Annotated in this window: 14 protein-coding genes and 1 pseudogene; 10 read left to right on the plus strand and 5 right to left on the minus strand. The window is 70.3% G+C overall.

Translation table 11 applies throughout. From position 1 onward, the window contains the following. Nucleotides 1-68 precede the first annotated feature (68 nt). Nucleotides 69-431 (minus strand): YraN family protein, encoded by a 363-nt coding sequence (locus ACFY2A_RS05970; protein ID WP_363917020.1) that lies wholly within the window; start codon nt 429-431, stop codon nt 69-71. A gap of 145 nt (nt 432-576) precedes the next feature. Between ACFY2A_RS05970 and ACFY2A_RS05975 the strand changes: the two are divergent. From ACFY2A_RS05975 to ACFY2A_RS06010, 8 genes and pseudogenes are all read left to right on the plus strand, one after another. Further along, nucleotides 577-1546 (plus strand): annotated as a pseudogene (locus tag ACFY2A_RS05975) (hypothetical protein). A 360-nt stretch (nt 1547-1906) separates the two neighbouring features. Beyond that, on the plus strand, nt 1907-2821 hold the full coding sequence (gene rpsB / locus ACFY2A_RS05980; protein WP_387169035.1) for a 30S ribosomal protein S2: 915 nt from the start codon (nt 1907-1909) through the stop codon (nt 2819-2821). Between the two features lie 133 nt (nt 2822-2954). Continuing rightward, nucleotides 2955-3782: a translation elongation factor Ts gene (gene tsf / locus ACFY2A_RS05985; protein WP_387169038.1), complete on the plus strand. Its 828-nt coding sequence runs from the start codon at nt 2955-2957 to the stop codon at nt 3780-3782. Nucleotides 3783-3936: 154 nt separating this feature from the next. Further along, nucleotides 3937-4704, plus strand: coding sequence for a UMP kinase (gene pyrH / locus ACFY2A_RS05990; protein WP_093401681.1), 768 nt, complete (start codon nt 3937-3939; stop codon nt 4702-4704). 80 nt (nt 4705-4784) lie between these two features. Continuing rightward, complete coding sequence (gene frr / locus ACFY2A_RS05995; RefSeq protein WP_093402027.1) at nt 4785-5342, plus strand: ribosome recycling factor; 558 nt, start codon at nt 4785-4787, stop codon at nt 5340-5342. A 281-nt stretch (nt 5343-5623) separates the two neighbouring features. Next, nucleotides 5624-7006 (plus strand): phosphatidate cytidylyltransferase, encoded by a 1383-nt coding sequence (locus ACFY2A_RS06000; protein WP_387169041.1) that lies wholly within the window; start codon nt 5624-5626, stop codon nt 7004-7006. Nucleotides 7007-7109: 103 nt separating this feature from the next. Continuing rightward, entirely contained in the window at nt 7110-8261 is a 1152-nt protein-coding gene (gene rlmN / locus ACFY2A_RS06005; protein WP_387169044.1) for a 23S rRNA (adenine(2503)-C(2))-methyltransferase RlmN, read from the plus strand. A 31-nt stretch (nt 8262-8292) separates the two neighbouring features. Beyond that, nucleotides 8293-9432: a DivIVA domain-containing protein gene (locus ACFY2A_RS06010; RefSeq protein ID WP_387169047.1), complete on the plus strand. Its 1140-nt coding sequence runs from the start codon at nt 8293-8295 to the stop codon at nt 9430-9432. Nucleotides 9433-9580: 148 nt separating this feature from the next. On the opposite strand, the gene ACFY2A_RS06015 is transcribed toward ACFY2A_RS06010, so the two are convergent. Next, a complete protein-coding gene (locus ACFY2A_RS06015; RefSeq protein WP_093401678.1) occupies nt 9581-9802 on the minus strand; it encodes a DUF2631 domain-containing protein in 222 nt (73 codons plus the stop codon). 190 nt (nt 9803-9992) lie between these two features. Here ACFY2A_RS06015 and ACFY2A_RS06020 point away from each other — a divergent pair, with 190 nt between their 5' ends. After that, nucleotides 9993-11576 (plus strand): Rieske 2Fe-2S domain-containing protein, encoded by a 1584-nt coding sequence (locus tag ACFY2A_RS06020; protein ID WP_387169051.1) that lies wholly within the window; start codon nt 9993-9995, stop codon nt 11574-11576. 8 nt (nt 11577-11584) lie between these two features. On the opposite strand, the gene ACFY2A_RS06025 is transcribed toward ACFY2A_RS06020, so the two are convergent. Both ACFY2A_RS06025 and ACFY2A_RS06030 read right to left on the minus strand, forming a co-directional pair. Further along, on the minus strand, nt 11585-13183 hold the full coding sequence (locus ACFY2A_RS06025) for a phytoene desaturase family protein (RefSeq protein WP_387169054.1): 1599 nt from the start codon (nt 13181-13183) through the stop codon (nt 11585-11587). 67 nt (nt 13184-13250) lie between these two features. Then, the gene (locus tag ACFY2A_RS06030) at nt 13251-14129 is read right to left on the minus strand and encodes a YhjD/YihY/BrkB family envelope integrity protein (protein ID WP_387169057.1); all 879 of its coding nucleotides are present in this window, start codon (nt 14127-14129) and stop codon (nt 13251-13253) included. Between the two features lie 108 nt (nt 14130-14237). Here ACFY2A_RS06030 and ACFY2A_RS06035 point away from each other — a divergent pair, with 108 nt between their 5' ends. After that, on the plus strand, nt 14238-14408 hold the full coding sequence (locus tag ACFY2A_RS06035; protein WP_387169060.1) for a hypothetical protein: 171 nt from the start codon (nt 14238-14240) through the stop codon (nt 14406-14408). Between the two features lie 56 nt (nt 14409-14464). On the opposite strand, the gene ACFY2A_RS06040 is transcribed toward ACFY2A_RS06035, so the two are convergent. Next, nucleotides 14465-17653, minus strand: coding sequence for a DNRLRE domain-containing protein (locus tag ACFY2A_RS06040; protein ID WP_387169062.1), 3189 nt, complete (start codon nt 17651-17653; stop codon nt 14465-14467). Between the last annotated feature and the right edge of the window lie 370 nt (nt 17654-18023).

Raw genomic sequence — 18023 nt, forward strand, 5'->3', positions numbered from 1 at the left:
CTCGCTTCGCTCGGCGTCACGATGAGGCACCACCACACTGGGCCGAATGATTCGTTCGCTGCGCTCACTCATCGGAAGGCGTCCTTGAGGTGCTCGACGCGTGCCCGGCCGATGCGGGGCAGCAGCACCGAGATGACGTCGAAACGGACCTCGTCGGCGGTGGTGCCGGTGGCGGCGAGCCAGGCGGCGGCAAGCCCCCGGAGGCGGCGGGCCTTACGGGGCACCACCGCCTCGGCAGGGCTGCCGAAGGTCGCGGTGCGCCGTGTCTTCACCTCACAGAAGGCGAGCACCGGCCCGTCCCAGGCGATGATGTCGATCTCTCCGGTGCGGCAGCGCCAGTTGCGGGCGACCGGGCGTAGTCCCGCTTCGATCAGGTGCCGTACGGCGCAGCGTTCCCCGTACCCGCCGATCGCCTGGTTCCGCTTGGTCATGACCGGCACCCTGCGCCTGTGCGGGGTCTCGCGGCGACCCCGCCGTGCTGTCCTGTGGACAGCCGAGGGTGTTGTGGACGAACGGACGATCATGTCCTAGATGTGCTATAGCGCCTTTCCTGGGGCTGCTCAGGCGTGGGGTCGAATGGCGCACGAACCGCTGGTCGCATACGGTGCCGGGCGTGGACGGACGACGCAGCTTCGCCGACGACCAGGAGTCGCGCTGGTATCCGGGCGATCATGACCGTGGCTACGCCGACCCGCAGTGGCATCCGGTGGGAGAGGGGCACTACCCCGGCGACGAGCCTCGCGCGGTGCCCGAGCAGCGTGGTGACGACGACGACCGGTACGGCTCGCCCCGACGCGCCGCCCTGACGGACCCGCTCGGGGACGTCGCGGCGGAGACTGAGCGCTACCGGGCGTCACGTTCCCGCCGGGCGGAACCGACGGAACCGGATGTCTCCGGTGAGCTGCCGGTCGATCGCTCGGGCCGACGTGCCGCCCGCGAGGTGGGCCTGACCGGCGGCGGAGCGCCGGTGTCGACGGATCCGACCCGCGCGCTGGCCGGGTACCCGATCGTCGAGGCCAAGCGTGGGCCCGAGGCGACCAACCCGCTGGAACAGCCGACAGGGCCGGTGCCGTCGGTGGTACCCCGGACGGAACCGCCGGTGGGCGAGGTCCCGCCCGGCTCCGCCGACGCCGTGTCCGGTCACCCGGCGGCCGGTCACCCGACGGCCGGTCACCCGGCGGCCGGTCATCAGGGGGGCGGTCACCAGGCGGGCGGCGTCCAGCCAGGGGTGCCGGCCGGTGACGGCGTCTACCGGACGCGGCGACCGGTGCTCGCGGTGCTTTTCGCCGTGCTGGTCGTGATCTTCGAGTTGCCTGCGGTGCGGGTGCTGCTGCACGGCGCGACCGCGGACCCGGTTGCCGCCGGGGACGTGCTGGCGGGCACGTTCCTGGTCTGCGGGCTGCCGATCTTCGCGGCCGGCCTCTACGGGCTGCGGACGACCGGGTTCTCGCTGAGCGACGGCGCGCGAGGGTGGCTGCGACCGCCGACCGCGTACCTGACGATCGGCTTGGCGCTCTTCCTGGTAGCCGCGGTCGCTGCCGGTTGAACGAGACCGCGCCGCCGGCTGCGCGTGGCCCCGCCAGCGGTTGAGCGGAACCGTGCCGCCGGTTGAGCGCGGCTGTGCGGCCGGCTGCGTCTGGGCCTGCCGCCGGTTGAGCGTGGCGCGCCGACGGCGTGAGCGGAGCGTCGCCGCACCCGGGCGTGGAACGGTCGCGAGGGCGCGTACACTGGTCAACCGGCGACCGCCTCGTGCGGTCGACCTCGCGTGCCCTCCTCACGAGTCGTCGTGTGGCGGCGGCCTCCCTGGTCCCGACCCCGGTCGGGCCCACCATGGTCGACGACTGGGCACCAGGACGCCCGGCCGCCGGTCGGGCGAGACAACCAGGGACCGCAAGGAGTACGAATCATGGCCGTCGTGACGATGCGTCAGCTGCTGGAGAGTGGTGTTCACTTCGGGCACCAGACCCGGCGCTGGAACCCGAAGATGAAGCGCTTCATCTTCACCGAGCGTAACGGCATCTACATCATCGACCTGCGTCAGACCCTCGACTACATCGAGAAGGCGTACGACTTCGTGCGCAACACGGTGGCCGAGGGCGGCAGCATCCTGTTCGTCGGCACGAAGAAGCAGGCGCAGGAGGCGATCGCCGAGCAGGCGACCCGCGTCGGCCAGCCGTACGTCAACCACCGCTGGCTCGGCGGCATGCTGACCAACTTCCAGACGGTGTACAAGCGGCTGCAGCGGATGAAGGAGCTGGAGGCCCTCGGTGACCTCAGCGGCACCGCCGCCGGCTACACCAAGAAGGAGACCCTGCAGCTCTCCCGCGAGAAGATCAAGCTGTCCCGCACCCTGGGCGGCCTGCGGGACATGCAGAAGCTCCCGGCCGCGGTCTGGGTGGTCGACACCAAGAAGGAGCACATCGCCGTCGACGAGGCCCGCAAGCTGGGCATCCCGGTGATCGCCGTGCTCGACACCAACTGCGACCCGGACGAGGTCGACTTCCCGATCCCGGGTAACGACGACGCGATCCGCTCGGCCGAGCTGCTGACCAAGGTCGTCGCCGCCGCCGTGGCCGATGGCCTGATCGCCCGCTCCGGCCGCCGTCGGGGCGGCGACGAGAAGCCGGAAGCGGGCGTCGCCGCCGACGAGCCGCTGGCCGAGTGGGAGCGCGAGCTGCTCGAGGAGCCGAAGAAGGCCGCCGAGCAGCCCGCCGCCGAGCAGCCCGCCGCCGAGCAGCCCGCAGCGGAGCAGCCCGCCGCCGAGCAGCCGGCCGCCGAGCAGCCCACGACCGAGCAGCCGGCAGCCGTCTCCGGTCAGTGATCGTGCCGCCGTCCGGTCACCGTCCGTTCCGCTGACGGTGACCGGCGGCGGGTAGACCGGGCACGAACCTCTCGGAACCGGGTAATCGTCACCTCAGACCATTCCACGCAGTCTCAACACCGAAGAGAGAGCCATGTCCCAGATCACCGCCGCGGACGTCAAGAAGCTCCGCGACCTGACCGGCGCCGGCATGATGGACAGCAAGAAGGCGCTGACCGAGGCCGAGGGCGACTTCGACAAGGCCGTCGAGATCCTGCGCGTCAAGGGCGCCAAGGACGTCGGCAAGCGGGCCGGCCGGACCGCCGCGAACGGTCTGGTCGCGCACTCCGGCAAGGCGCTGCTCGAGCTCAACTGTGAGACCGACTTCGTCGCCAAGAACGATGCCTTCATCGCGCTGGCCCAGCAGCTTGTCGAGCACGGCGAGCGCTCCGGCGTCAGCAACGCCGAGGAGCTGCTCGCCACCGAGATCGACGGTCGTCCCGTCGCCGACCTGGTCCAGGAGCAGTCCGCCAAGATCGGCGAGAAGCTGGTGCTCAACCGGTTCGCCAAGCTCGACGGCACCGTCGCGGTCTACCTGCACCGTAAGGCGCAGGACCTGCCGCCGGCGGTCGGCGTGCTGGTGCAGTACGCCGGCAAGACCGACGAGGCGGGCGACGCCGACGCGCGTGGTGCAGCGATGCAGATCGCCGCGATGCGGCCGCAGTACCTCACCCGTGACGAGGTGCCGGCTGAGGTCGTCGAGTCCGAGCGGCGCATCGCCGAGCAGACCGCCCGTGAGGAGAACAAGCCCGAGGCTGCGCTGCCGAAGATCGTCGAGGGCCGGGTCAACTCCTTCTTCAAGGACTTCGTCCTGCTGGAGCAGTCCTCGGTGACCGACAACAAGAAGACGGTGAAGCAGGTGCTGGCCGAGGCGGGCATCGAGGTCACCGGCTTCGTGCGGTTCGAGGTCGGCCAGGCCTGAGCCGGCTCGGGGCGCATTGCGCCGTGGGCTGGGAACAACGACGAGACGAGGAGGCCGCCGGTGTACGCGACACACACCGCGGCCTCCTCGTCCCATAAGGTCGGCAGCGGCAGGTACGCGCACCTGAGCGCGCCAGTGGGGGAAGGACGGGCGGATGACGCAGGTTGTGAGTGACCGGACGTTGGCGGCGGACGATCCGACGGCACCACCGCCCGGCCGGGCCCGGCGGGTGGTGTTGAAGCTGTCCGGCGAGGTGTTCGGTGGGGGCGCCATCGGCGTCGACCCGGACGTCGTGCAGGCCATCGCCCGGCAGATCGCCACCGTGGTACGCCGGGGTGTGCAGGTCTCCGTGGTGGTCGGCGGCGGCAACTTCTTCCGTGGCGCGGAGTTGCAGAAGCGGGGCATGGACCGTGCCCGGGCGGACTACATGGGCATGCTCGGCACGGTGATGAACTGCCTGGCCCTCCAGGACTTCCTGGAGAAGGAGGGCATCGAGACCCGGGTGCAGAGCGCCATCACGATGGCCCAGGTGGCCGAGCCGTACATTCCGCTGCGGGCGATCCGTCACCTGGAGAAGGGCCGCGTGGTCATCTTCGGCGCCGGCGCGGGCATGCCGTACTTCTCCACCGACACGGTGGCCGCCCAGCGCGCGCTGGAGATCCACGCGGACGTCGTGCTGATGAGCAAGAACGGCGTGGACGGCGTCTACACTGCCGATCCCCGGATCGATCCGACCGCCAGCAAGTTCGACTCGATCACCTTCTCCGAGGTGCTGCGTCGCAACCTCCGGGTCGCCGACGCGGCCGCCTTCAGCCTCTGCATGGAGAACGGCCTGCCGATGCTGGTCTTCGGCGCGCAGGGCGACGACACCATCGTCCGGGCCGTGGGTGGCGACAAGATCGGCACGCTGATCACCACCTGAGCCGACCGCCGACGGCGATCTCGGCGGTCCCGGTGACCCGACAAGCCCACGACGAGCACAAGAAGGAGGCGAGGAGACCGGTGATCGACGACACCCTCCTCGAGGCCGAGGAGAAGATGGAGCGTGCGGTCGAGCACGCCAAGGAGGAGTTCGGCGCCATCCGCACCGGTCGCGCGACTCCCGCCATGTTCTCCAAGGTCATCATCGACTACTACGGCAGCCCGACCCCGCTGACGCAGATGGCGTCGGTGGCCGTTCCCGAGCCGCGGATGGCCATCATCAAGCCGTACGACAACTCGCAGATCAACGCGATGGAGAAGGCGATCCGCGACTCGGACCTCGGGGTCAACCCGAACAACGAGGGCAACCAGCTACGCATCCTGCTCCCGCAGATGACCGAGGAACGCCGCCGCGACATGATCAAGGTGGCCCGGCACAAGGGTGAGGAGGCGAAGGTCGCCATCCGCAACATCCGCCGCAAGGGCAAGGAGGAGCTGGACCGGCTCGTCAAGGACGGCGAGGTCGGTGAGGACGAGGGCCGTCGCGCGGAGAAGGAGCTGGACGACCTGACCCAGCGCTACGTGTCGCACGTCGACGAGTTGGTCAAGCACAAGGAGTCCGAACTCCTGGAAGTCTGACGCCGAGGTCACCACCTGCTTGATCATGAAGTTGTTGCCCTCGCCACCGGCGTGGCGTGGTGACAACTTCATGATCAAGGCAGTGGGAGCGGCCACCGGTACGTCCTGCCGGGCGGACGGGTGCAGTAGGCTCGGCACGATTCCCGGTGACCCGACGGTGAACGGTGGGGATCGGCCAGCCGACAGGCCGGCATATCAGACGGAGCGCCTCGCGCGGGGTAGGGGATGGTAGTGGCTGTGCGTCAAGTGGTGGATCTCGTACCGCTCACCCCTGGTGCGTGATGTCCCACCTCGACCCCTACGGCGGCGCCGAGGCCCGTGACTGGGATCGCCCCGACCGACCCACCTCGCTGCCCTGGCCGGACCCGGACGTAGAACCCGGTCAGTGGGGCCGTGGCCCGCAGCCCGGTGCCGGGCTGTACGCCAATCCGCGCACCCGCCCCGGTCCGCAGTCCGAGCACCCCTACGCCCACCGTCCCGACGACCGCGGTCCGGTCGGCGCCGGGTTCGGCGAGCCGTACGACGCTGAACCCGATCGACGCGGCCGGTACGTCGGCGACCGACCCGCCCAGGAAGGCCGGAACGGGCGCGGACCGGCCGGCTGGGACCAGCCACCGCACGGGCACAACGGAGCCCGCGACCTGGACCACGGCGACGCGCCCACCGCGCAGATCGCGCCGGTGCGGGTCGGTGCCGGTCGGGACCACGACGACGCACCCACCACCCAGCTCGCGGCGGTGCCGCCCGGAGACGCGGACCCCGAGACGCCACAGCCGGACGGGCCGAGCCGGCGCCACCGGGGCCGGCGTCGGGCCGGTGCCGGCCGGCCGGCTACCCAGCAGGGCACGAGCCGGGCCGGGCGGAACCTGCCGGCGGCCATCTCGGTCGGGGTGTGCCTGGGCGCGGCGGTCCTGCTGCCCCTGTTCCTCTACACGCCGGCGTTCCTGCTGGTGCTCGCCGCCGCGTTCGGCGTCGGCATCTGGGAGATGTCCCGCGCGGTGCGCCGTGGCGGCGCCGAGGTGCCGCTGGTGCCGCTGGTCGCCGGTGGGGTACTCACCGTCACCCTGGCCTGGTTCGCCGGGCTGGACGCGCTCCTGCTCGGCCTCCTGGTCACCGTGGCGGGCACCTTGGTCTGGCGGCTCGGTGATGGTACGGCCAACCTCCGGCGGGACATGATCGCAGCGACGCTGATCTCGGTGTACGTGCCGTTCCTCGGCGGTTTCGCCGCCCTGCTCGCGTCATCCCCCGGTGACGGTGCGCTGCGGGTGCTCGTGACGCTGGTCGCCGTGGTGCTCTCCGACACCGGCGGGTACGCGGCCGGCGCCAACTTCGGCAAGCATCCGATGGCGCCGACGATCAGCCCGAAGAAGTCCTGGGAGGGCTTCGGCGGCTCGGTCGGCGCGGCGGCGTTGGGCAGTGCCGTGCTGCTCTGGGCGCTGTTCGACGTGGCGCCCTGGTGGGGTGCCGTGTTCGGGGTGGCGGTCTCGGGTGCCGCGGTCCTCGGTGACCTCGCCGAGTCGATGATCAAACGGGATCTCGGCGTGAAGGACATGAGCAACCTGCTGCCCGGCCACGGCGGCCTGATGGACCGGCTCGACTCCGTTCTGTTCGCGGTGCCGACGGCGTACCTGCTGCTCGTGGTGTTCGTTCCGGCGGTGAACTGAGCATGGCCCACGCCGGCCGGAACGGGGCGCGGACGAGGCGGGAGCGGATCCGACGCCTCCGCAGAGGTGCGTTCCGGGCCGGGCGTGCCAGACTGGACGTGCCATGACGAGCCTTCCCCTGATCCCGGTCGACCCGAACGCGCCTGGCGCACGCCGGGCGGCGATGCCACCGCAACACCTCGCCGACCTCGACCTCGCCGGCCGGAAGGACCTGGTCACGAAGCTGGGCGAGTCGGCGTTCCGGGCCCGACAGGTCTCCACCCACTACTTCGGCCGGCTGGTGCGCGACCCTGCGCAGATGACCGACCTGCCGGCGTCGTCCCGCGAGCGCCTCGCCGACCAGCTGCTGCCCCGGCTGCTCACTCCGGTCCGCGAGCTGGCCTGCGACGACGGCGCGACCCGCAAGGCGTTGTGGCGGCTGCACGACGGCTCGCTGGTGGAGAGCGTGCTGATGGGCTACCCGGACCGGGTCACCGTCTGTATCTCCAGCCAGGCCGGATGCGGCATGGCGTGCCCGTTCTGCGCGACCGGTCAGGCCGGCCTGACCCGCAACCTCTCCACCGCCGAGATCGTCGATCAGGCGGTCTACCTGGCGGGTGTGGCCGCCTCCGGCAAGGTCGCGGGGTCACCGCCGAGGCTGTCGCACGTGGTCTTCATGGGCATGGGCGAGCCGCTGGCGAACTACAACCGGGTGATCGCGGCGATCCGCCGCCTGGTCGCACCGCCACCCGAGGGGCTCGGCCTGTCGCAGCGTCACATCACCGTTTCCACGGTCGGGCTGGTGCCGGCCATCCACCGACTGGCCAGCGAAGACCTCTCGGTGACTCTTGCGTTGTCGCTGCATGCCCCCGATGATGAGCTGCGCGACGAACTCGTGCCGGTCAACCAGCGCTGGAAGGTGTCCGAGGTGCTGGACGCAGCCTGGGCCTACGCGGCCCGCACGGGCCGTCGTGTGTCGATCGAGTACGCGATGATCAAGGACGTGAACGACCAGCCGTGGCGAGCTGACCTGCTCGGCCGGCTGCTGGCCGGCAAGTTGGCCCACGTGAACCTGATCCCGCTCAACCCGACTCCGGGCAGCCGCTGGGACGCCAGCCCGAAGCCGGTCGAGCGGGAGTTCGTCCGGCGGTTGCGCGACGCCGGGGTGTCCACCACGGTGCGGGACACCCGGGGTCGCGAGATCGACGGAGCATGTGGGCAGCTGGCCGCCGCGGAGGACAGTGGCACCGACCCGGCCGGGGAGATGACGGCGTGACCGGGCGTGGCGAACGAGACCAGGAGACATAGTGGCGAGTCAGGGTCAGCGTTTCCGGCGTAAGGCGCTCCGCCGGGGATACAAGGTTGACGAGGTGGACGCCTTCCTGGACCGGGTCGAGGCGACACTCGCCGGGCAGCCGATCGGAGCGCCCGTGGCCTCGCAGGAGGTCCATGACGTCGTCTTCCGGGTTCGCTTCAACGGCTATGACGAGTGGCAGGTCGACCTGCACCTCGACCGGGTCGAACGGCAGTTGGCGGAGCTGGAGGAGCGCGGTGGCGTGCCCGGCCGGGGCGATGGCCGGATGGGCCCGATGGAGCGGATGGGTCCCGGCATGCGCGAGGACCGAGGCATGTCCCCGGTGCCGCAGCCGCCGATGCCGCCTCGGACGATGCCGGCACAGGCCGGGCCGCCCTATGGCCGCTACGACGAGCCGACGGGCGCCTTCGCCGGTGGGTACGACAACGCTCCCCGGGGTGGTTACGACGGCCCGCGTGGCGCCGCCGCCCCGATGGGCCCGGGCGGGCCGATGGGTCCTCCCGGTGGCATGGGGCACGGTGGGCCTCCGCCGCGTGGACTGCCCGCAGGCCCCGGCGGCTACGGTCCGCCGGACGCGCCGGGTGGCTACGGTCCGCCGGACGGTCCCGGTGGGTACGGTCCGCCGGATGGACCCGGTGGGTACGGTCCGCCGCCGGACGAGCAGCGCTTCGACGGGTTCGAGGCGGGTCGGCACGGCCGTACCGACATGACCGCCGAGATCAGGCTGCCGGACCGGGATCCCCGGCGTGGCCCGGCGGGACCGCCCGGCATGCCGCAGCAGCCGCTCGGCGGGCCTCCGATGGGCGGCCCCCCGGCGATGGCCGGTCCGCCTGCGATGGTCGGCCCCTCGATGGGTGGGCCACCGATGGCCGGCCCGCCCGGCAGCGACCTCTACCGGGTGGACCAGATCCGACGCAGCTTCCAGGTCCGCCGTTTCGGCAGCGGGTACGACCCTGACCAGGTGGACCGGTTCTTCGAGTCGCTGCTCGGCGGGATGGCCGGGCGTAACCAGATGCCGGTCAACCCGAAGGACCTGGACACGCTCCGCTTCGGGCTGGTGCAGGGTGGCTACTTCGAGGCCGAGGTCGACGCCGCACTGAAGAACGTGCAGGACATCCTCTTCGGCCGCTGACAGTCAGCGATGCGCGAGGGCCCGTCTCCGGAGACCGGAGCGGGCCCTCGCGCTTGCTCGCCTAGGTGGGTGCGGCGGTGGACCGACAGGACGTCGCGCCGGGGCCCGGTCACTCAGGAGCGCAGGCCGTCGCGGGTTGCCCGTTCCGTCAGGAGCGCAGGCCGTTGCGGCGCAGCACCACGTCACCGATCACGATGAGCAGCAGGAGCGCGGCCAGACCGATCAGCCAGAGGTTCTCGACCCTGCCCTCGTGGTTGCCGCAGAGCATGGCCAGCAGCGCGAACGCGGTCAGCACCGCGCCGATCCGCCCGGCCTTACGGTGCCCGGGCTTGTGCTGGTCTGGCGACGTTACCGGCTCGCTGCCTGCCACTGTCGGTCCTTCCTCGCGAACGGATCTCCGGCTAGTCTGGCACGTCCCTCGCGGAGGTTTCCGGCCAGGGCCGATGGGCCCCGCTCTGGTGGGTGGAAGGGCACTACCGGCGTCGCGGGGCGAGGACCAGACTGCCTCCGGTAGCGTTCTGGGGCGTACACCTTGATTGTCTTTTTGAGGGGGAACTGCGGTGCGAGTGACCGGTACGGGGCACGCGAGCATGCGGATCGACACGGCCGCGGGCAGCATCCTGTGCGACCCGTGGGTCAATCCGGCCTACTTCGCCTCCTGGTTCCCGTTCCCGGACAACTCCCAGCTCGACTGGGAGGCCCTCGGTGACGTCGACTACCTGTACGTCTCCCACCTGCACCGGGACCACTTCGACGCGGCTCACCTGAAGCGGTACGTGTCGAAGAAGGCGACCGTGCTGCTGCCCGAGTTCCCCACCTCCGAGATGGAGGACGAGTTCCGTGAGCTGGGCTTCACGAAGTTCCTGAAGACCCGCAACGAGGAGATCGTCGAGCTTGACGGCGGCCTGAAGGTGATGATCCAGGCGCTGACCAGCCCGACCGACGGTCCGATCGGTGACTCCTCGCTCTGGGTGGAGTACGACGGCGTCCGGCTGCTCAACCAGAACGACGCCCGTCCGACCGACCTGAGCACCTTCGCAGAGTTGGGCCGCGTGCACGCGCACCTGCTCCAGTTCTCCGGCGCGATCTGGTACCCGATGGTCTACGAGTTGCCGAACGCGGCGAAGACCGCCTTCGGCAAGCAGAAGCGGGACCGGCAGTTCGACCGCACCTGGCGTTACATCGACGACCTCAAGGCCGACCACGTCTTCCCGATCGCCGGCCCGCCGTGCTTCCTGGACGACGAGCTGTGGCAGTTCAACGACATCTTCGGCGACGAAGGAAACATCTTCCCCGACCAGTCGGTCTTCCTGGCCGAGTACGCCAAGGTCGGCGGTACGAACGGCATCGTGCTGCTGCCCGGCAGCGTCACCGAGGTCACCACCACCGGCGCGACGACCACGCACCCGATGCCGGTGGCGGACTTCTTCGCCAACAAGGTCGCTCACCTGGAGGAGATGCGCGAGCGTAAGCGGCCCATCATCGAGGCGGAGAAGGCGTCCTGGCGGCACCCCGAGGTGGACGTGCTCAAGGAGCTGAAGCGGCGGATCGAACCGCTGCTCGACGAGTCGATCTACCTGGCCAAGGGGGTCGGTGGTCCGGTCCGCTTCGACCTGGTCGGCTACGACGGCGAGAGCGTCGAGTCGATCGTGGTCGACTTCCCCGGCAAGCAGGTGCGGCCGTACGCCGACGAGAAGGTGCGCTACCGGTTCCGGACCGAGCGGGCGCTCGTGGAGCACCTGCTGCACATCGGCGAGGTGGACTGGGTCAACTCGCTCTTCCTGTCCTGCCGCTTCTCCGCCGCCCGGATCGGGCAGTACAACGAGTTCGTGTACGCCTTCTTCAAGTGCCTGTCCACCGAGCGCCTCCAGTACGCCGAGGGCTGGTACGACGAGCACGAACGGGCGGTGGACGCGGAGGACATCACCCTCGGCGACTGGGTGGTGCAGCGGCGTTGCCCGCACTTGAAGGCGGACCTGAGCCGGTTCGGCATCGTCGACGGCGACCAGCTCACCTGTCAGTTGCACGGCTGGCGGTTCGACCTGTCCAGCGGGCGTTGCCTGACAAGCGTCGGCCACAAGGTCCGCGCCCACCGGGTCGGCGAGGAGGCTCCCGCCACGGAGGTCACCCAGCCGACGAATTGAGACGCTGGCTACCGACCTAGGTCGGCGAGGATGCGTTGAGCGGCGTTGTGGCCGGCGGCACCGATGACGCTGCCGGCCGGGTGACAGCCGGCGCTGCCCGCGTACACCCCGTCCACGCCCGTGGCGTAGGGCATCCGGTCGGCGAACGAGACGGTGTTGTCGACGTGGTGGATGTGCCCGCCGGTGATGCCGAAGTGCGCCTCGATGCCGGGCGGCGGCAGGGGCACCGCGTCGGCGATCAGGTCGCCGGTGCCGGGGGCGTAACGCTCGCAGATCCCGACCAGCCGGTCGACGTAGCCGGGCAGCTCCGCGTCCCAGGTGGTGCCGGCCAACTCGTACGGCACGGACTGGACGAACAGCGCCGACGAGTGGTGCCCGGCCGGGTCGGCCAGCGACGGGTCGACTGTGGTGTGCAGGTACCACTCGATTGTCGGCTCCTGCGGCAACCGCCCGGCCCGCACGTCGGCCCACATGGCGCGCAGCGCCGCCATCGGTGATTCGCCCGTGCCACCGGCCAGCGTCGCCGAGCCGGGCAGCAGGTGAATGGTCGAGCCGAACGGGCTCGGCGCGTTCTCGGGCAGACAGGAGAAGCGGGGCAGGCCACGCAGCGCCAGGTTCAGCTTGAGGGTGCTGCCGGTGCGCCGGACCGCCGCCATCCGTCCGCTGAGCGTGGTCGGCAGCGCGCCGTCGGGCAGCAACTCCATCAGCCGGTACGGGTCGCAGGCGCCGAGCACCACCTCGGCGTCGACCTGGCGGCCGTCGGCGAGCACCACGCCCCTGGCGGCACCACCGTCGAGGGTGATTGCGGCTACCGGGGCACCGGTGACGATCCGGGCACCGGAGGCCCGGGCCGCGTCGGCGAAGATTCGCGACACGGTACCCATGCCGCCCTCGGCGATCATCCAGGTGCCGCCCGAACCGGGCAGCCGGCACATGTTGTGCACCAGGAAGTTGTGCCCGGTGCCGGGGTCGTCGGGGCCGGCGTTGAGCCCGGACAGGCCGTCGGTGACCGCGTACATGCTGACCAGCAGCTCGGAGCGGAAGTCGAAGCGGGCCAGGTAGTCGGCGACGGAGCCGCGTACCAGGTCGACGAAGACCTGGCGCAGCGCGGGACGGACGTAACGGTCGGCGGTCTCCTCGACGCTGAGCGGCTCGGCCAGCCAGGCCGGGGCGAGGTCTTCGCGCAACGCGGCCAGCTCGGCCTGCAACGCCTCGTCGGCGGCGGCGTCGGCGGGGGAGAAGAACTCGGCGAGCTGCGCCCGGGTGGCCGCCGTGTCGGTGCCGAAAAGCAGGTAGGGCGAGCCGACCCCACCGGGGGTGGGCAGGAAGTAGTGCGGGTCGCGGCGCAGCACCGGGATGCGGACGTCAAGTGCGGCCAGCAGCTCCGGCGGCATCAGCCCGAGCAGGTACGACCCGGTGGAGTGACGCAGCCCCGGCACCTTGGGGAACGGGTTCTCGGTGCGGGTCGCCCCGCCGATCACGTCGGCGGCCTCCAGCACCAGCACGTCCAACCCGGTCCGAGCCAGCAGGATCGCCGACACCAACCCGTTGTGCCCCGAGCCGACAACCACCACGTCAGCCCGCCCCGGTACCTCACCACCCACCATCCCCGCACCCTAACCCCTATCCGCCCCACACCGCCCGGTCCTGCCCCAGACCTCGTTGATCATGAGGTTAGCGGCGGTCTTGATCTCCTTTAGTGCCGCTAACCTCATGATCAACAGGGCTGGAGCGGCGGGTGCGCCAGGAGGAGAGGGCCAGGGTGGCGGAGTAGCCGGCCAGCACGATCACGTGGAACACGTAGAGCCAGAGCAGGATCGCCACGGCGGCACCCACCTCGTCCAGGCCGCCGAAGGGCACGCCCAGGTCGAGTGGCAGCGAGGCGAACAGGACGAAACCGTGCAGGAAGCCGGAAAGGTTAGCCGCGGTGAAGGAGCCCATCCCCAGTGTGGAGAGCCAGTCCGGCGAGGCCGAACCGACCACCCGGAACACCCACATCAGCACCGGCGTGAGGACCAGCCACACCGCCAGGAACGACAGCACCACCCCCAGCGCGCCCGCCCAACCGCCGCGCCGGACCAGCCCGGTGGTGGTCGGCAGGGCCAGCAGGATTGACAGCAGCAACGCCGGGGCCGGTGCCAACAGCGGCAGCAGCAGCAGCCGGCCCCGCCAGCCGATCAGGTGTTCGTCGGAGCGGGGCGCGGCGACCGAGACGAACGCCCGGCGCAGCCCCTCGCCGTACAGCGACGCCGGCAGCAACGCGGCCAGCGCCAGCCACGGCGTCAGGCCCACCCCGGCCTCGACCAGCGCGGCCACCGCCTGCGGCGCACCGATCGCGTCCGGCAGCGCCTCCACGGCGTACCCGGTGAGTCGCCGTACCTGGGACGCTCCCACCAGCAGCGAGGTGAGCCAGATCGCCAGCAGGGCCACCGGCACCACGGCGATCGCACCGTAGAACGTGATCGAGGCGGCGTGCAGCGACAGATCCCGGCCACGGACCGGGCGGAAAGCCCCTCGGGTTATCCGTCTCGTCCGCTCCCACGCACCGCCCATCGCGCTCCATTTCCCCGTCATTCCCGCCGGCAACCATCCCTGTCGCGCGGGCCGCACGGGCCGACCGGGCGATGCGGCGGGTTCTCCGTCGAGACGATCGACCGGCTGGTGCTGCGTGAGTCGGCCGGGGCGCCGACCGACCTGGCCCGGATGCACGACCGCTACCGAGGTGACACCCGGCAACGAACGTTCGATGGCGGTGCGCCGGCGGCTCGGCATGACCCACCGGGCCGGCGTACCGACTGGTACGGCGGCACCGAGGTGGAGCGTTCGTCCTGACCCAGCGACGGGCCTGGCAGCGATGCGTTGCTCAGGCCCGTCGCCGTTCGGTTCGGTCAGCCGAACGCGTGGTACAGCCGCCAGTTGGCCGCGAGGACGACCTTCTTCGACTGTCCCGTGTCGATCTTGGACGGGTGGTAGATGTGCATGTTGCCGTTCGACTCGTACCGGACCCACATGTCGGGCACCCCGTCGCGGTTGACATCAGGAATGCTGATGACGACGCCGATGGCCGCCTCGGTCCAGCCAGTGCCGTAGCGGACGTCACCGTCGCGGGAGTTGTTGGCCAGCTTCAGCGAGTCGAGGCTGACGCTGCCGGACACCGCACCGGGCCGACCGTGCCGGACGTACATGTTGCCGTTGTCCAGGTTGCGCCAGAGCAGGTCGGGCGTGCCGTCGATGTCGATGTCGATGATGTTGACGACGTCGCGGCGCGCCCAGGCGTCGTGGTTCATCAGGGTGGCCTCCGCAAAGGCGGCCCCGGTATATCCGGACAGCACCCAGAACTCCGCGCCGGAACGCAGCGCCAGGTCCGGCCGTTTGTCGCCGGTGATGTCGCCGAGCGCCTTGATCTGGGTCCAGGTCGACGGGTTTGGCGCGTTGGCCGGCAGCATGACGCGGAGCCGATGGTCCACGTTGAAGCTGCCGTACCCGTCACCGGGATAGAGCCAGAACCCGCCGTCGGGGGTACGGGCGAACAGGTCGGTGATGCCGTCACCCGGGTACGCGTCGGAGTGCTTGGATATCAGTGCGGCCTCGCCGGTGGTCGGGTTCCACCAGTGACCGGGCGGGTTCAGGGTGCCGGCGCTGTCGTAGGAGGAGTACAGCCAGCCGTACAACTCACCGTTGTTTGGCCCTGTTCCTTCGGGTTCGCGGTCGCCCGCGTACGTGCGCAACTTGCCTTCGTTGTCGACGAGGATCAGGTCGGGTATGCCGTCGCCGCCGGTGTCGCCGGGGCCGTCACCGGCGGCGCGCGGCGGCACGTAGATGGCGTAGTCCGTCCTGGCGCTGCGGTTGCCGACCGCGTCGTAGGCGTACACGAGCAGCGTGGTGGGGCCGGCGTGTCGCGGCTTCAGGTCCGGTACCACGGCTGCGCCGTTGACGGCCGGCACGTATTTGGTGTCCTGGCTCTCGAACGAGTAGCTGAACTGGGTGGCGCCGGTGGCGCTGAAACTGACGGCTCCCGTCTCGCCGAAGTGCACGGTCGCCCAGGTCGCGCCGTCCGGGGTGGCTTCCAGGAACACATCGCTCGTCACGGTCGGTGCGGGCGGCGCCGAGGCGTCGATGGTGAGCCGGCACGGTTCGCTGCCGGGTGGGAAGAATGACGACTTGGCACCCGTGTGGTCCTCGGACTGCACATCCCAGGAGTAGGTGGCCTGGTCCTCCAGGCTGGTGGACGGGATGATCAGCTGCGCGTCGCCGGCGTTGGTGGCGGTGACCAGGGTGCCCGACGGGACCGTCGAGCCGGTCTTCCAGAAGCGGAAGCGCAGCGCCTTCAGGTTGTCGTCCGGGTCGGTGGCCTTGGCGTACAGCGTCAGATTGGTCCTGGCGACCGTGCGACCGCCGCCGGGGCCGGGTACGCAGTCGCCGCCGGGTGTGGTCTTGCCGCCCGTCGGTTCCTTTGGCGGAGTGTTGTAGACGACCGTCAGCTCGGTGCTGCTGACCTTGAACCTGCGCCAGGTCAGCGTGTCGCCTTCACTTGTCGCCCGCATGCCGAGGGTCACGTTCGACCAGCCGCCGTCGGCGCCGTTCTGGGCGATCTTCTTCACGTCGAAGCTGACGTAGTCGTCGGCGCAACTGCTTCCGTAGCCGAAGGCGAACGACTTCTTCTGCTGCACCTCGACCCAGCTCGGCTGCTTCTTCCAGGTCGTGGCGGAGGAGATGGAGCCGGTGCGCCATACCTCCATCTGGCGCGCGGTGCAGTTCCAGGAATGGTTGTTGAACACCTTGAACGTGGCCGAGCTGACCGTCGCGCCCTTCATGCTGCTCTTGAAGCCCATTCGCCAGAAGGAGCGGGCGGTCAGCGGAGTCCGCTCCTCGTAACCGACCCGGGCGTCGGTGCTGCCGGAGTTGAAGTTGGTGCCGTTCCAGGTGTTGGTGCTGGGGTGCTGCTTGTAGACCGTCGCCCAGGCCAGCGTGGCGCTGCGCAGCGTCGGGTCGAGGAAGAGCGGAAACATCGCGTTCGTGTCGGTGAGTAGGCCGGTGGCGGCGACGTCGAGGTGCAGGCGTACGTTGCCGCTGCCGTCGCCGTCGAGGCTGATCGGCATCGCGGCGTGCCGGGCACCCGCCTCGACCCCGTTCAGCCCGGAGAGGTTCAGCACGTCGGTGGTGGTGGCGACGGCGGTGCGCAGGGTCGGCTGGGGCGAGGTCGGGTCCTGGCCGGCGGAGTCCCAGGCGAACGGGGTGGGCATCGAGCCGATCTCGACCTGGCCTGCGGCGTCGAGGATCCGCACACCGCCGGTCTCCTGGTCGTGGCGGAAGATCGCCGTCGGGGATTGCAGGCCGTACGTGAGGGAGCGGACCGCCTCGACGGTGGCGCTGTTCCGGTTCTTGACGATCAGCAGCTGCCCGAATCCGCCCTCGTCGCGAGCCACCACAAGCAGATCGACACCGGTCCGGACCTCGGGATAGAGCAGGCGCGGGCCGTCGAGTACCGGCTCCGGCAGCGGGCCGGGCCACAGGTAGGTGACGGTGTGACCGTCGATCTCAACCTCGGCGAGGGGTGTGTCCACTTCGGTGCGGGCGACCAGGCGCATCGACTGGGCGGAAGGACTCGTGGACGGCGTTGCGCCGGGCCGCGCCGGGCCGCCGGAGAACCGTACCGGGGTGGGTGGGTTGACCGGGCGGATGCCGAGGCCGTCCGATGCGTCGGCGTCGTGGGTCAGGGTGAGGTCGGTCGGCGCCCACTGTCCGGTGGCGTTCCTGGCCCGCTGGGGGATGGCGTGGGTGGTGGTGCGCCACTGCCCGGCCGGCAGCGCCCAGGTGAGCGACGTGGCCGTGGTCGCGGTCTCGACGAGGACTTCCGTGCCCGTACGGAGCGCCTCGGCCATCGCGGTCGCCTCGTCGCGCGGTGGCTTCGACGCCGGGGCGGCGTCGGTGACGGCCTCCGGCCGACTGTCGCCGCCGTCGATTCCCGGCCACCACGGCAGGGACGCCGCGATGACGGCGACCAGCAGGAGGCCCATGGTGCAGATCAGCCGGGTGCGCGTACGCATGAACGGGCTGAGCAGGCGAGGCGCTGTCACGGCGGTCTACTCCCGTGGGCCGGGCGGACAGGAAGGACGCGAAACCAGCCCCGTCAGCCGGGCCGAGGGGCAGAAACGCGGGCACACGATCGCACGTCACCAGGGCATCTCGTCTATCCCGTCAACGTTACCGATTCGTGATGTTCACTTTCTGATCATTGACCGGTACGCCAGAATTCGATCTTGTGTGGGTGGGTTTGCCGACGCCGCATGTCGGACATAGCCGAATTAGCTTCTTGGCTCAGTTCTTTCCGGTGCGCGATCCTACGTGGCAATAGCGGCGTGACGTGGATCACATCCATATATGGAAGATCACTCTATGTGACCTTGAGCTCGGACCTGCCCTGACGGAGAGTGCTCACGCACGTGC

Origin of the sequence: Micromonospora sp. NPDC000442 (assembly GCF_042898635.1) — a bacterium.
Lineage (GTDB): Bacteria > Actinomycetota > Actinomycetes > Mycobacteriales > Micromonosporaceae > Micromonospora.